The sequence below is a fragment of the Lysinibacillus sp. NPDC093688 genome (assembly GCF_050280145.1).
Classification (GTDB): Bacteria; Bacillota; Bacilli; order Bacillales_A; family Planococcaceae; genus Lysinibacillus; species Lysinibacillus xylanilyticus_B.
Genome location: NZ_JBNNUX010000016.1, coordinates 46,297 through 61,040 on the forward strand (window position 1 = coordinate 46,297; position 14,744 = coordinate 61,040).

Annotated in this window: 16 protein-coding genes and 1 pseudogene; 10 read left to right on the top strand and 7 right to left on the bottom strand. The window is 32.7% G+C overall.

Features of this window, described 5'->3' with window-relative positions:
- The first annotated feature begins 115 nt into the window (after positions 1–115).
- Positions 116–475: a helix-turn-helix domain-containing protein gene (locus tag ACQKN2_RS13890; protein ID WP_427415464.1), complete on the top strand. Its 360-nt coding sequence runs from the start codon at positions 116–118 to the stop codon at positions 473–475.
- 397 nt (positions 476–872) lie between these two features.
- Entirely contained in the window at positions 873–1,589 is a 717-nt protein-coding gene (locus ACQKN2_RS13895; RefSeq protein ID WP_427415465.1) for a hypothetical protein, read from the top strand.
- Between the two features lie 15 nt (positions 1,590–1,604).
- On the opposite strand, the gene ACQKN2_RS13900 is transcribed toward ACQKN2_RS13895, so the two are convergent.
- From ACQKN2_RS13900 to ACQKN2_RS13910, 3 genes are all read right to left on the bottom strand, one after another.
- Complete coding sequence (locus ACQKN2_RS13900; RefSeq protein WP_427415466.1) at positions 1,605–2,339, bottom strand: hypothetical protein; 735 nt, start codon at positions 2,337–2,339, stop codon at positions 1,605–1,607.
- A gap of 631 nt (positions 2,340–2,970) precedes the next feature.
- Positions 2,971–3,237 carry a hypothetical protein gene (locus tag ACQKN2_RS13905; RefSeq protein WP_427415467.1) on the bottom strand — a complete coding sequence of 89 codons (267 nt, stop codon included), beginning with the start codon at positions 3,235–3,237 and terminating at the stop codon, positions 2,971–2,973.
- Between the two features lie 395 nt (positions 3,238–3,632).
- Positions 3,633–4,991 (bottom strand): C39 family peptidase, encoded by a 1,359-nt coding sequence (locus tag ACQKN2_RS13910; protein WP_427415468.1) that lies wholly within the window; start codon positions 4,989–4,991, stop codon positions 3,633–3,635.
- 255 nt (positions 4,992–5,246) lie between these two features.
- On the opposite strand from ACQKN2_RS13910, the gene ACQKN2_RS13915 reads away from it, so the two are divergent.
- Both ACQKN2_RS13915 and ACQKN2_RS13920 read left to right on the top strand, forming a co-directional pair.
- A complete protein-coding gene (locus ACQKN2_RS13915; RefSeq protein ID WP_427415469.1) occupies positions 5,247–5,750 on the top strand; it encodes an ImmA/IrrE family metallo-endopeptidase in 504 nt (167 codons plus the stop codon).
- A 97-nt stretch (positions 5,751–5,847) separates the two neighbouring features.
- A complete protein-coding gene (locus tag ACQKN2_RS13920) occupies positions 5,848–7,011 on the top strand; it encodes a tyrosine-type recombinase/integrase (RefSeq protein WP_427415470.1) in 1,164 nt (387 codons plus the stop codon).
- 432 nt (positions 7,012–7,443) lie between these two features.
- On the opposite strand, the pseudogene ACQKN2_RS13925 reads toward ACQKN2_RS13920, so the two are convergent.
- Positions 7,444–7,689 (bottom strand): annotated as a pseudogene (locus ACQKN2_RS13925) (helicase); the annotation flags it as partial.
- Between the two features lie 106 nt (positions 7,690–7,795).
- A complete protein-coding gene (locus tag ACQKN2_RS13930; RefSeq protein WP_427415471.1) occupies positions 7,796–8,230 on the bottom strand; it encodes a hypothetical protein in 435 nt (144 codons plus the stop codon).
- Positions 8,231–8,682: 452 nt separating this feature from the next.
- Between ACQKN2_RS13930 and ACQKN2_RS13935 the strand changes: the two genes are divergently transcribed.
- From ACQKN2_RS13935 to ACQKN2_RS13945, 3 genes are all read left to right on the top strand, one after another.
- A complete protein-coding gene (locus tag ACQKN2_RS13935) occupies positions 8,683–8,832 on the top strand; it encodes a YjcZ family sporulation protein (RefSeq protein ID WP_427415472.1) in 150 nt (49 codons plus the stop codon).
- A gap of 244 nt (positions 8,833–9,076) precedes the next feature.
- On the top strand, positions 9,077–9,538 hold the full coding sequence (locus tag ACQKN2_RS13940; RefSeq protein ID WP_427415473.1) for a DinB family protein: 462 nt from the start codon (positions 9,077–9,079) through the stop codon (positions 9,536–9,538).
- A 203-nt stretch (positions 9,539–9,741) separates the two neighbouring features.
- Positions 9,742–10,083, top strand: a complete 342-nt coding sequence (locus ACQKN2_RS13945) for a DUF7668 domain-containing protein (RefSeq protein WP_427415474.1) — start codon at positions 9,742–9,744, stop codon at positions 10,081–10,083.
- Positions 10,084–11,100: 1,017 nt separating this feature from the next.
- Here the strand turns inward: ACQKN2_RS13945 and ACQKN2_RS13950 are convergent.
- Both ACQKN2_RS13950 and ACQKN2_RS13955 read right to left on the bottom strand, forming a co-directional pair.
- Positions 11,101–11,883, bottom strand: a complete 783-nt coding sequence (locus ACQKN2_RS13950) for a copper amine oxidase N-terminal domain-containing protein (RefSeq protein WP_427415475.1) — start codon at positions 11,881–11,883, stop codon at positions 11,101–11,103.
- Positions 11,884–12,163: 280 nt separating this feature from the next.
- The gene (locus ACQKN2_RS13955; protein WP_427415476.1) at positions 12,164–12,499 is read right to left on the bottom strand and encodes a hypothetical protein; all 336 of its coding nucleotides are present in this window, start codon (positions 12,497–12,499) and stop codon (positions 12,164–12,166) included.
- Positions 12,500–12,676: 177 nt separating this feature from the next.
- Between ACQKN2_RS13955 and ACQKN2_RS13960 the strand changes: the two genes are divergently transcribed.
- The 3 genes from ACQKN2_RS13960 (at position 12,677) to ACQKN2_RS13970 (ending at position 14,678) form a co-directional block, all read left to right on the top strand.
- Positions 12,677–12,874, top strand: a complete 198-nt coding sequence (locus ACQKN2_RS13960) for a hypothetical protein (RefSeq protein WP_427415477.1) — start codon at positions 12,677–12,679, stop codon at positions 12,872–12,874.
- Between the two features lie 89 nt (positions 12,875–12,963).
- The gene (locus ACQKN2_RS13965; RefSeq protein ID WP_427415478.1) at positions 12,964–13,869 is read left to right on the top strand and encodes a copper amine oxidase N-terminal domain-containing protein; all 906 of its coding nucleotides are present in this window, start codon (positions 12,964–12,966) and stop codon (positions 13,867–13,869) included.
- A 287-nt stretch (positions 13,870–14,156) separates the two neighbouring features.
- Complete coding sequence (locus ACQKN2_RS13970; RefSeq protein WP_427415479.1) at positions 14,157–14,678, top strand: GNAT family N-acetyltransferase; 522 nt, start codon at positions 14,157–14,159, stop codon at positions 14,676–14,678.
- Positions 14,679–14,744 lie beyond the last annotated feature (66 nt).

A 14,744-nucleotide genomic window follows, 5' to 3' on the forward strand; every position in this document is an offset into this window, starting at 1 on the left:
ATTAGACACTATACGTTTCTATCAACTCTTTTTAGAAACTTTTTGTTTCTAACAATTATTAAACATGGAAACAATGAGTTTCTACACTTATAATATAATTAATGAGGTGAGTGCTATGTTCGGAGAAAATCTAGCTAAATTAAGAAAAGAAAAAAAGTTAAGTCAATATGAATTAGCTGAAAAGATGAATTTTTCAAGAGGAAAGATTGCTAACTATGAACAAGGTACACGTCAACCCGATTTTGAGACTCTTCAAATGTTTGCTGATTTTTTCGATGTAACAACCGACTACCTCTTGGGTCGCACTAAAGAATTGCGACCACAAACACAAGCAGAAAAAGACGAAGCAGAATTCCAAGCATTCGCCAATGATCCTTCCCTACAAAAATGGTACAAAGAATTACCTAAGAGTCGTGAAGAGGATTTACAGAAGTTACGTAAGATGTGGGAAATTATTAAAAATGACAATGATTAAATCATTTACAAAAAAATGATTTTAAAAATTGCATTAAAAGTAACATAATAATATGTTGTAGATAAAGGACATGTTCAAAGCATGTCCTTTAAATAAATCCTTGTATGTAAAATATATACTGTCATGGATACTATATTTTTTTGTTATTAATCTAGTTATATTTTCTCAAGTTAAATATAACTATAAAAGTAAATGACTTAAAGATACTACAATTTTGAATTAATAATCATTATTGAATTTACACAACAAGAAAATTCACTATTTATCTACAAGGTTTGTACAGAATCTTAAAAATTATCTAGAGCAATATATTGCTAGATGACAGACGACTCATAAAGAAAATACACCAATAGATTCACTCAACCTATCGTCTTATCTATGTTGGAGGTCAAAATCAATGGTTAAATCTTTTACGTTTTGTAAAGTAGGGAAATTCGAAAATAATGGTTACTATAGATCAAATCAAATATCATTATTTGAGGAGAAACTAACTAAAGAAAACATAATTTCAAGGGATATAAATGAATTACCACCTGAAACAGGTGAAATTCAACTTAAAATAACACCTACATCTGACGTAGTCTTAAACCACTATAAGGTATTCGAATGTAATTTTGATGTAAAAAGAAATACTTTAGGAAAAGTATATGGTCTTACTTTCCACTCTTACTTAGAGCCTACTGAATTTAAATTGTATTATAGTCAAACAGACCAATTATGTATAATACAAACAAAGTCAGACATAGCTCTTTCCTTTATAAGAGAGTTAAATAGAACACAGGTGTTTGATTTAGATCCTGTTGAAATTAAATATGAAAATATTATGAGTAAGGTAGATGAAATTTCTGGTGCATGGATTGCTGGTTTAAAAGGTAGACATCTAAACGCAGCAGGCTTATTTGGTGTAAATGTGCATAAAAGTCCTGAGTACATAGAAGCTTCTTCCAAAGGTGAACTCTCATTAATCATTATTAAATATGTTAATTCGAGTGATCAAAAAGAATATTCAGTAGGGATTTCACACAAAGGCTCTATTATTTTATATAGTAAATTAGAAACACTTCGTCATGAACTTGATTTTGTCTATCGCATACATGAAGACTTATTAAAATAAAAAAATTCCATGTCTCTACTTTCCTTTAGAGACATGGAGATAAGTTTTAGAAAGCTTACTAATATCACCAATACTAGAAGCATACAATTCTATACTATTATTATAAATGTCAATATTACCCTTTGGATGTTTTACAGTCACTCTAAAACTTTTTATATCCGTTTCATTAGTATTGTTAATTAAAACCCCTATAAATGGATTTTTTCTTTTAAATTTCATGCTAATATAATACTCTTGAGAATCTGATTTAACTAACTGTTGAAGTTTTTCTAAAGGTGTGGCTAACTTTTCCAACATCCCTAAGGAGTCTCTATACGAGATATCTTTATCTCCGATATCAACAGTTAAGTTTTCATAATCCTCTTGCAAACTCACTCTAACCATATAACCTCTAATTGTATAAAGTGCTCTATTCGGTCCCTTTTTCTCTATTTTAAAATCTTCAAATTGACTTAGGTACTTTTCGATCCCAGTAAAAACCTCATCTACACTGACCAATTTTCCATCTTCAAAATTATGTGTTACAGATATTGCCCAATTAGTGGAAGGATTATCGAAGAAGACAAATGACCTTGTAAAAAACATTTTTACTTGTGGAACCATACTAATTATAGTTTGTATTAAAAATAACACCCAACCAATAATAGTTGCACTATTGGCCCAAAAACTCCCTTTATCGGAAAAGTAGTAACCAATAATTCCACCAATTGTTAAAACAAATAAAAGAATTATTACAGGCATTGTTTTCATTAAAGTACTCCCCCTTTCCAATTAGTATTAACATAAAATGATATATATCATTTTATTTATCATACCACAAGAACAAACGTTTCATTTCATTATTTTTCAATATATATTTTCTGCAATGAGTTGCCTCATGTGCTACTACTTATCGGGAATCAATTCTATTCATCCCCCTCTTTCGTGAGACAACCGCTCTTTGAACGAATGGAACTTCTGTAATCTATTATTGAGCCTTCAAATAATTTGATTGTTACTCCTTCTATCGAAGAAAATGGTAGTCAAATTTTTCAACTAACAAAGGAAAAGAATATGGAAGGCAACGTCGGAAAACGACGAGATTCAATATATAGAATAAATCACCGTTCTTCAAAAGACTGGTTAAATTGTCTTGGTTTTTTATTTAGGCGATTGAAACAGTGTATACACTTCAAAATTTGCTTAATTTGTAATAAAGTTTGATTAAATTAACGATATCAACCTTGAAATGAGAACAAAACTAAAGAGCATGTTTTGAAAAAATGATTGTTCAAAACACGCTCTTATTTAATGTGATAGATTAATTTTTTTATAAAAAAGTTCGATTATTTTTGAAACCCTCGTTGCACAAAAGCACCCCGTTAGCTCCATTAGTAATACATTATTTAACCAACGTTTGAAGACTTATTAACACAGGGGCGTACACAATTAGTGGAATAAGCAAAATTACTGCACCAATTTTTTTATTCCCCTTTTGTAATAATAAAAGAGAAGTCAAGAAAAATAATGGATAAATAATACAAGTAATTATTAATACACCATCAACTAATTGATACAGTTTTCCTGTAAATGCACTTATGAATGGGATTGAAATCCATTCTAGTACGCAAAACGCAATAACCAATATCCACAACCATTTAAGTGTCAACACTAATCACCCCTAAATTTTTGATTGGTCAAAAAAGTAAAAACTCTTTTTCCACTTTATCATCCATTACATTTCAATTTCTTGTATTAATTTTACCGGATATACCCAATTCCTGTCTAACGAACCTGCACCGTTAGTTTAAGTACATTTCTTCACAAACTTTACAGTGATATTAACATAAATATCCAATAAAGAACATCTTTCAACTAAAACCTAAAGGCGGGAGAGATGATTTTAATCAATCTTTATTTAAAATTATCGAACTTTGTTATAAATTTTCAAACTTAATTAAAAGATTAGATAAGCTTTGCAACTTTAATTTTTTATAAAAGTATATAATTAAAATAAATATAAACAGTAAAAGCCCTTATAAACGAATAAGGGCTTTTATTTTGCTAATATTGCATATATGCAAAATCAAAATCTTTTACAAAGTTACTCCAGTCAATAGCTCGAGCATCACCATCAGGATCTTCAAATTCAATCATCAAATTATCGTAATTTGAACCAGTTAAGTACCATCCATTACCAACTACGAAATGATATTTAAGTCCCAGATTATTTTCTACTTTATATTTAAACCTTATAGCTACTGGATGTTTGCTCTCAATTGCACTTCTATATTTCAAACTATTAGAATAGGAGCTTGAAGAAGGATTGACGACTTGTACCGCATACCAGTTAGAGGTAGCTGTCTCTTTAATATGAGTCGTTACACCGTTTGCCCAATCATTTAAAGTTGCACCTAAAACTCCCCATAGATTACTTTTCATATCATATCTCATATGGTTAATTGTAGTAGCTTGAGAACCGTAATAAGAATCATCTCGCATATTAGTAAAACCACGAATATCATGATAATAATTAATCACCATAGCAGCGGAAGTTGGACCACATGCTGATTTTGGTTCTACTACCCCTGACGTATGTTGCCACCATCTAGGAACAGAAAAATATGCACTTGTAATTGATGAAGCAGTTAAACTTGGAGAAGTCATAGTTGAATCTGCAGGGGTCAACAATTCATCCCATAATGAACTTCTTTTTGATTGTTTTGCAAATGGCTCTAGTGTATTATTTTGTAATTCCATTTGAAGATTTTGATGCTCTTCAATACTAATGTCAATTTGATTAATTTCATTTTCTAAGTTAATAATATCATCCTCAATAATAGGATCTATAATTGTTAAGGAATTGTTCAAAGATTCCCTCTTATTTTCAAGACTCTTCTTTTCTTCAATTTTTCCATTTTCTAATTCTTTTAGTTTTTCTTCTTCAACAATACTTGTTTGTAAATCTCTTTTGTTGTCAGTAATAAATTTACTGTGAATTTCTTCTGCATTGTATGCAAAAAGTATATTGTTTATACCTAGATAATACGCTTTCTTTTCCCCTTTTTGATCAAAAGTAACTGGATAAGTTGCATTCACACCATACTCCATAATTGGATTTAATGTGTCTACTGCTGCTACAATATAATACCCTTTAGTATCTTCAATTGTGAAAAAGTATGCTAGAAGTGAATCATCTACGTCATATAATTTTTCGGTTAATATGACCTCACCATGTTGAAAGTCCTTCATTTTGATAAAATTTTGTAATGCATTTTTTGCATCAGACTCACTTATTTGGTTGTCCTGATGAGTCATAGTACTAGAGAATTCATTACTTGCTTCTGCCACTGTTAATAAATTGGTAGAGAGAATAAATAAAGTTAGAATCAAAACACCTACTAAGAATCCTATCTTCTTCATAAAAAAACCTCCATTCCATCCATTTGATTCCAATTATAGCATATTTTACAATATCAAAAAATAGATAATTTAGTTTTTTGGAGAGCTATCCTGTTCCCCTTTTAGACAATTGATTACTATAATAAACACCTCTTAATACCGGACCATTAAGCCAATAATTATATGCATCCCGGATTAATAACGTCCCCACTTCAAAAATGTGGGGGTTTATCTTTCAACAAAAAGGGAACATACATTCCTAAGAGAGGTGTTATTATGTATTTTTACAGTCATCTAGAAGACTACATTAAGGATTTTTACACCCAAATGGGAATACTCTCCCCTAGTCTTCTTGACTATAGAAAAATTTCTATAAATATAGGGATTAAAATTTTTTATTGGCCAGATTACAGCCAAGCATTATTTGCTAACGAAAAACCTTTTATTTTCTTAGATGAAACACTTAGCCAGCAGCAACGATGGCAAGAATTTTGCCATGAGTTAGCACATGTATTATTACATACTGGGGATCAATTCGATATGTCTCCCCTCTTTCGTGAATATCAAGAACGTAAAGCCAATAGTTTTATGTATCACGCTTGTATGCCTACCTTTATGTTAGATGAATTAAAACTATGTGATTGCACAGCCAATACGGTGTTGAAACTTCAGGAGTTATTTAATGTTGAGTACGAGTTTGCTTTGAAACGATTAACACAATATTACAATAAACTAATTATGCAAAAATGGCATAATATGAGTCTATTGAATGTGAGATGATTGATACACTCAGGGAGAACGGACATAGAGAGGAGTGAACAAAACTGATTACCCATTACTGATTTCACTTGCCCGTGTAAATTATGGAGGTAATCCTATGGCACGATATAAAATGATCAAAACAAAAAAGGATTGTATTTACTGGTACAAAGATACAAATAACAAAAAGAAATTTTCTTTTCGTTACAAGTATTATGATCGTTTTGGGAAACGTAAGGAAAAAACAATGTTAGGTTTTGACAATGAGCAAGCTGCTGAACGAGCATTAATTGAGGTAAAAGCTAATGTTCTTGATGGAAATGATAGATTTGTAGAAAGTGCTAATTTGACTGTGGCTCAATGGATGGAAATATGGTTTGAAATGAAGAAAAAAGTGTGGCGTCCTGGTACCTATGTGCATTACCAGGAGTCTTATAAAAATCATATTAAACCACTTATAGGCCATTACAAGCTTCAAAAGCTTACAAAAATGACTCTTCAACGTGAACTAATTGATACGTTGGTCTCTTATGGATTAATGCGGCCCACTGTTCAAGGAGTATTTCGTGTCTTTAAATCAGCTGTTTCCTATGCAGTCGAAGAAGATATTCTTATTCGTGACCGTTTTAAAAAAATGGATTTTAGCGCCGCTCCAACCAGTGATAAAGAAAACTATTATACTGAAGAAGAGTTAGAGGAATTTTTAATATGTGTTAAAGAAAATGACCCTACTACTCGTTATTCGTCTATTTTGACTTTAGCAATGAGTGGGATGCGTAAAGGAGAAATGATGGGGTTAACATGGAATGATCTTGACTTTAAAAACAAGGTCATAAACATTAATAAAGCACGAACACGTACAGGTCTTGGACCACCGAAAAGTGATAACGGTTATCGAAAAATTAGTATGAATGATGAATTATATGTCCAATTAAAGAAGTATAAAGCGTGGTGTATTAAAAAGAAATGGGAACGAAGCTTGAAACACGATGATTCGGACTATGTATTTATTTCCCGTCAGGGCTGCCGTCCGATTGGATTAACTTATGTCGAGGACGCAATCGATATGATTTGTAAAAAATACGAATTGCGAAGAATTTCTCCTCATGGATTAAGACATACAGTAGCGTCTATTTTACTTTCGCGCGGAGAAACACTTGTAACAGTTGCAAAGGTATTAGGTGATGATCCAAATACTATTCTAAAAGAATATGTCCACTCATTTGAAAAAGATGAAATTAAATCAATTGAATTAATGAATCAGTTCGCAACAGGTGGATAACGAGAAAAAAGCCATATTTAGATGGAATTGGGGTACAAATTGGGGTACAGACTTTTCTGTGCCCTGCTCAACCCCTATGTATCAATGGTTTTCTCTCATCTCCAACCTAATGATGTAGTTCGCATGATACACTACGCCCATTTGGTCAGTCTCAGCATATCGAATTTCGATTTGTTTCTCACTTACAAACATTTTCTTCACCTCGTCCTACATTATAGCGTAAAAATATTGATTTGGCGGGGTTTTTGCATTTTTGATTTTTGTGAGGTGAAAATTAATGGCTCAAACAAGTATGATGATTACTTAAAAACAAATTTATTATATGTTTATCTTTATTCCATATAAACTCGTATAAAATCTTTTAATTTGGCTGTTTTATTAAAGATTTTTACTAAACTAAATCTTAAAGGACAACAAAAAACAGAGTTAATTTCGAGCCGTATTAGCTACTTCAGGAAAGCCAAGGTCTCCAACAGTTAGTTCAACGGTCTGTAGGCTGTACATTGTATCCGAAGTTATAAATTTATCATCAGCAAATAGCCTCTCTCCATACTCATTCATCAAGATAGAGTATTGTTGCAATTTCAGGATAAGCTGCGATTTAGTATGTCCGCCAACTTCCACCGTTCTGCTAATAAATGGACAATGAGGATATATTTCATCATTTTCGAAACGCAATCGTAGTCACTCCTATCAAATTTTGTACATAAGAAATATTCTACAATCACCTATAAATTTCCTTGGTCAAAAAAAGAAAACAGCCTAAAAAGAAGCAGCCTTTCGGCTACTTCATCATCTGACTCAAAATATTATTTCTCACTCTAAATATCGTTGTACTAGAAAGTTTCATGTGCTTCCCTATCGCTCTCATACTATCACCATTTAAGAGTCTGTGTAATACCTCGAGTTCTCTATCACCTTCTACTAGTTGTATCCGTTTTTGTACTTCAATAATCTTTTGCTCATATTCCTTAATTCGATAATTTAGCGAATATACACGACGTTGTACTTCTGTAAACATTGGATCGCTTGTCCCTCCAGATGCTTTTGGTAATGTCGCTTCAATACCATACATAACTGTTTTAGCTCCTATGTAGCTATTGTTATCGGCATTTGCTACTGGTTGCCTTGCTTCCTCAATTGTTTCAACCATCCAACGATAATTCTCAATCCACTGAAGTAAATTCTCTTTAGTTACTTTAATTTGCCCTTGATTCATAGGTTTGCCCTCCTACGGTGTGGTATAATAATGTTGTAAGCACCGTCAAAGGGCATAAACCAATTCTTAGCTGTAGCGTGTGACGACGCTGCGGCTTTTTTTATGTATAGGTAACATCCATTTGCAAACATTAATATTGAGTGTCTTCGCATGCACTTATAAAGAGCTGTGGCGTTGGTTGACCGTTGCAGCTTTTTTTATTATTAAATCTATTTCTCAGGCAATTAACTATACAAACATAGCTACCACGTCATATTAATAGTAATGTAAAGCTAATTTAGCCTTACCCCTCCGATTTTTGTTACTAAGGGTCACTCCTATCCTAAGTGACCCTTTTTTTATTGTCTTATCTCATAAAAATATATTTTTTAATGCCTATAGCTGAATAGTTTAACACCCCACTCCTTCTCTACAGCTAACATATTATATATTATAAAAAGGAGGTGTGTTTTATGGGATACTATGGTGGAAATGTTGGCGGCATAAATGAAGGCTGCTATTACGGTGGCGGAAATCGTAATGGTTCTGCATTTGCCTTAATTGTTGTTCTATTTATACTTCTAATTATTGTCGGCGCTACTTTCATGCGTAGAGAGTATTAACATTTCAGATTTAAGGGTCGCCCATAGCCAGGTGACCCTTTTGTAGTTACTTTCCTCATATTGTTCATTAGTTTGCTGTAGCGTCTGCAAACGCTGCGGCTTTTTCATATTTCCGAACATTTCATTGGATCCTAAGAAGGTTTTTTGGATCCATTCACTACCAAAATCTTTCTGACACGATCATCAAACTGTTCATCAAATGATATACTTTTCAAGGAAGAATAAATAAGGAGATGAAAAGTGAATGATTGATGCTAAGACCATATTGTTAGATCAACTTCTTGCTAATGCTAATGATCGTAGTTGGTATATCTCATTCTATGAAGCTGTTGATGGACTGTCTGAAGCAGAAGCATTTTGGAAACCTGATGATTCAAGTCATAGTATTGCTGAAATTGTCCAACATCTAATTTATTGGAATGAAACGTGGCAATTATGGTATAAGAAAAATCAAGTTAATGCCAGTTCAAAAACCAATAATGCTGACACTTTTCTTGTTAGAGATGGGGGTACCTTCTTTGAATTAAAAGAAAAGTTGTTAAAAATACTACTTCAATGGCAAGAGCTCATTGAAGAAGAGCAGCTTTTATCTATTGTAAATGGATATCCCGTGAAGGCTGAATGGTGGGCAATAATATCTAATGCCGCAACTCATAATGCATACCATATTGGACAACTAGCATATATTCGTAAAATGGAAAGATAGAAATTTATCTGTTATGTCTTTTAAAGCACACAGAGACTTTTTAATTACGCTTTATGTGTCTTTTTCTAACAATACAGGCCTCATTTACATCTCTTACTTCCTTATCACCTAATGTTGAAAGTATGGCAACTGTAGTAATATATAGATCTTTAATGATAATATGAGATTAGTTAAATATTTCATAGTTTAGGAGACGATCATCAATGTCATTGGAAGAAAAAATAGTGCAATTAACTAAAGAAACACTCGTTGATCTAGTAAACCTTCGTTACAATAAACTTAAAGAAGAGAATAAAATTAACGATGAAACTGAGGAGCTTTTAAAAGAAGTTATTCAAATGCAAGGTATTCTTACATTACCACCTAGTGATGAAGAAATGGACATAGATGTATACGAATATAATGATAATAGTGGTTTTGGTACAGAAATAAGGTTTTTATGGTTTGACGATGAAGAAAGTCCAATAGTACTTTTTTGCGAAGCTAAAACAAATGCTGAAAAAACTGAGGTAACTGAGTTTTACATCGAAACCATCGATGTATAAAAAGGGGTAATTAAGCCCCTTATCAATTACCCCATCATCTGCTCGACGATACATTCGAATCGGAACAATTTTTCACACAGTTCACTCTCAAACCACATCAAACTCTGCCCTCTCAGCACAAACAAAGTGTTTTGGCTGTTTGATGCAGTATTCAAAGCAAAAAAACACCTAGGAAGGTGTTTAAAAATTAAATAAGTTTAACTACTATGTATTATTCGTTTTTCTTTAGTTCCTCTTGATCTATATTGTTCTTTGTTAATAGCTCAATAATTTTTTTATTTTGTTCAACTTGAATATCACTATTTAAAGCGATCATTCTTAACCACTTAAACAATAATGCTATTAAAATTATTAGTATAAGTAAAAACAACATTTCTCGATCCCACTCCCTGCTTAAATTATCCGTCTTATTATACAGTAAACTTTCCAAAGAAAGGGATATTATTCTAGTTAAATGATAAAAAACCTGCCCGTGCTAGGTGAAAGGCACCGCATGGTTAATTTATTAATTGTAGAGTTAGCTCATTTCTTACACAAGTTGCATTTCTCTGTTTCCAGTAACTCGATCCATAAGATTCTGAACTTTTAACAGCTTTTTCTCGTACTCTGCAACGCGCAATAGTGTTTGAGCATTTTACAAAATCTGATCTTTGCAAAAGAAGAAGTGAGCAAAAAAGGGATTACCGAAATAATACGTATGACTATCAAAAAGAGTAAAAGAAAAAGGAACTACCCCTGAGCATATCTCGTAAAGGCACGCCCGCTGATAATTCCCCGTTCGAAATGTTTCACTACTCGCTAGAGTCAGAAACATTCGACCTCGACCTGATACACAGCACAACAAATGCATGTGTAATGTGTAATGTGTAAACGAATCGTCTTATTATAACAATATCCGTTTCAAACAAAACCAGTCGCCTGCTAAATATCGACGACTGGCTTTAAAAGTTGTATTCATTCTGTCTCAAAAACGACAGTCAGGGTCCTAAGATAAAAGCTTTGTAAGTAAACAAAATTCTATGGCATATATTCATAAAAATCTTCTGTAAGAGAACCCACTACCCATTGATTATTTCTCTTTGTAAGTAAAGCATGTTGTATCAAACGTCCAAACTTTCCAGGTGCAGAAACCTCACGACTGATACTCATATTCGTGTCTTTTGGATAAGAATAATAACCTTCATCTTCGGACATATCCGTAAAGTTTAAGTTCCTCATAATTATGAGATTAATCATTTCATCCGTGAAATAAGGCTTTAAATATTGTCTTTTTTGAGCGACATTCGCTATTTTTTTTACTCTATTAATGGCTTCATCAAGCAGCTTATAGCCGTCCTTATAGAGCAGGGGTTGAGCATAAACAGTAACCCCATAAACCCCATACGGGTCTGAATATAAGTTGGCCAACCGTTCACTTTTATCCCAGTATGTGCTACCCCCTAATGCATCACCGATATATCTTATCGGTAAAAAAATGCTTCCATTTTCTAAAAGTAACGATACATCCATTTGAAGTTGCTCATTATTGACTTTTAGTATCTTAGAGCCAAGTGTCAGTTTGATCACTTTCTTGTCTTTGATTAAAGTGGCTGTTTTTGTTGCCTTATCCCAACTTACTTCTGCTTGTATCTTTTCACCAACAGCTCGAATAGGTGCGTAAAGTCTTCCGTTTACCACTTTACCATTATAAATCCCATAATTATTTTCACTTGCATATACAGTGCTATTCCCTGTACCGAAGTGGAATGTTGCTATTACTATTAATAAACAACAAACTACTAACCTTTTCATTTTACCCATACTTCATTCATTCCAATCTTTCATTATTATTCTATTAATTGATATTAAAAGCATCCTTATTATACATATTTTATCCAGCATTAACTATTGGTAAATAATTCATGTGAATACTGGTACTACAAAGAAATATTGGCCGGGCATGTCGGTCGATTTTTCCCTAATGTTTAAGGTTTTATAAATACTAAAGGAAGAAACAATTACTTGTCAGACCTCCACTTCTGCAAGTGCATGAAATATGATTTGTGGTACTTTTTGGGGTTCTCTTTTTTCTGAATCCCTCTCATCTTCCTATAATAATCTCATCACGCTCACTTGATAAATGGATCTGAAATCCATCCTTCTCATAGATAGTTAAAGTACCTTCTCTAACTACCTTTTCCCAACCATTTACCCATATGATAAGACTATAACTAATTGGAATACCATTTTCATCAGAAGACTTTGACCACTCATATACAGAGTTATACTCATTTTCCTGTGTTAGTTGGGCACTTATAGGAACAGGGAAATTACTATATTTTTCCGATAGCTCATATTTAGAAATAGCAACAAAATAATAGCTAATTCCTAAAAAAATAATTAATACAACAGCGAGATTAATTTTCTTATTTTTCATGTAAAACCTCCTCAATAAAACGGAATTAAATAGAATGGCGAATACAAAGCTGTAGAGTGTAACGACACTGAGGCTTTTTCCAAACACGTATACCCTTAACTATTCCTCTAACAATCAAAAAATAGGTTATTTGTGATACAATTTAATAAATTTGTAAATTATAAGGAGGTTTCACAAATGCAAAAAAATAACAAAATCGCCTTAATCGCTTCTTTATTTGCATTAATTGGTTTACCTATTATTTTTCTAACAGTATCATTGTACACAGGTGTGTGGCGGTTTTTTATAATTAGTGTTGGACCTGCATTAACTGTTGGTTTAACAGGACTAATTCTTACAATGCAGCAAATAAAAAAAGATAAGCGATTGTCTTAACGATTTTCGTACTATCCATAGTGCTTGTGATAATGCCATTAAAAACGACATGACATTTGGCAAATACTAAAATATTGGAGAGATACAAAATGAAGAAATCTATATCAGGCTTAATACTGGCGTTAAGTTTAGGGTTATTCAATTATTCACATGCAAGCGCAGGACCACTATCAGAAGAGAATGTTAGACCAATAGAAGTTGTTGCTAATGGTGAATTTATAAAGATGGATGTACATCCTCTGATGAATAATAATCGTCTATTTGTCCCTATCCGAGCGCTTGCATCTCTTGGTCTTTCCTATAGTTTTAACCCTACGACTAGAGTTGCCACAGTTCAAAATAAAGATGGAGATTATTTGAAAATAAGTGCAAATAGCAAAACTGCCTACAAAAATGGTAAAATTATACAAATGGATACACCTGCTCAAAATAGCAATGGCCGTATTCTTGTTCCTATACGATTTGTCTCTGAAACCTTGGGGTACAACGTTCAATTTGAATCCATTCGCAAATTTGTTTTTGTTAACTCAAAAGACTATTCGTTTGATTCGAAATTACTGTATCAAGATGACCTTCAAGCAGCGCGTAAAGCCGCTATCGCATTACCAATCAACACAGATTTCAAAACACTTGGTACATTAGATGGTTATCGTTTACACCAATATACGTTTCCTGCAGGAAGAGCAGACACTTACTTTTTTAATGATGGAATTTATACATTTGTACAAGTCAAAGATGGCAAAGCAATAGCCATTGGACAGTTATATCGGACAGAAAGAAAGACATCTCTAGCAGCAGGGGATGTTTCACCCGAAATGAGTTTAGATACAGACCCAATCATGGAGGCTTATGATCATCGTAGTGTAATCTTTTTTGAGAACAATGATGGTACAGCTACAACAGGTTACCACGATGATAAAAATGAACGGGTAAATATTAATACAAAAATGAATATATATTCTGATATCATCCAGAAACTTCCCAATCACAGATAAAGTGGTTGATCTAAATTTAAAATAGGCAGGGAATAAACCCTGCCTATCTACTTAAGCATTAATACCAGCTTTCTTTAATGAACCAGTCAAGTTACCGTTTGAGGTTGCATAAGTAAATCGTTGCGGAGTGGTTTGATGAGTATAACCTGTTGGCCAGAAAACTTCATTTACTTTGGTTCAATAACTTAGAAACTTCGACCATTTCATAGCGTCCCATTGTTCGAGTACTATAAGGACCAATTTTGCTATATTAAGATATACTAGAAGTTTTGAAAGGGGTACATATTTTGGATACCAACAATATATACATTAGGAAAATGACTGATAATGATTATGGTTTAATGGCTAAATGGTTGAGTACGAAAGAAGTTTTAGAATTTTATGGGGATATCAATTCACCATTTTCAATAGAACAAGTAAGGAAAAAATATGAACCACGCATTCGTGGTGAAATCCTAGTTTTCCCCTTTATTGTTGAGTTAGACGATTCCCCAATAGGATTTATGCAATACTATAAACTTCCTACTGAAGAACTAAAAGAATTAGGCTATTTGAACAATCAAGTGGTTTTTGGAATTGACCAATTTATCGGTATCCCTAAACTGTTTAATAAAGGCTATGGAACAATTATGGTTAGTAAATTTATTGAACTCATTTTTAAAATTACTGACGCCGAAATTATCATATTAGACCCTGAAGTTTCTAACGAAAGAGCTATTAGATGTTACGAAAAATGCGGGTTTACAAAAGTTAGAAAAATTAATAATGAACGTGCTTTGTTAATGGAATTTAAAAATACTAAAATCTAACTCTATATTATCATTTTATGTACAACTTCTTTTATTTCCGAACATTCTATTGGATCCTTAGCGAAT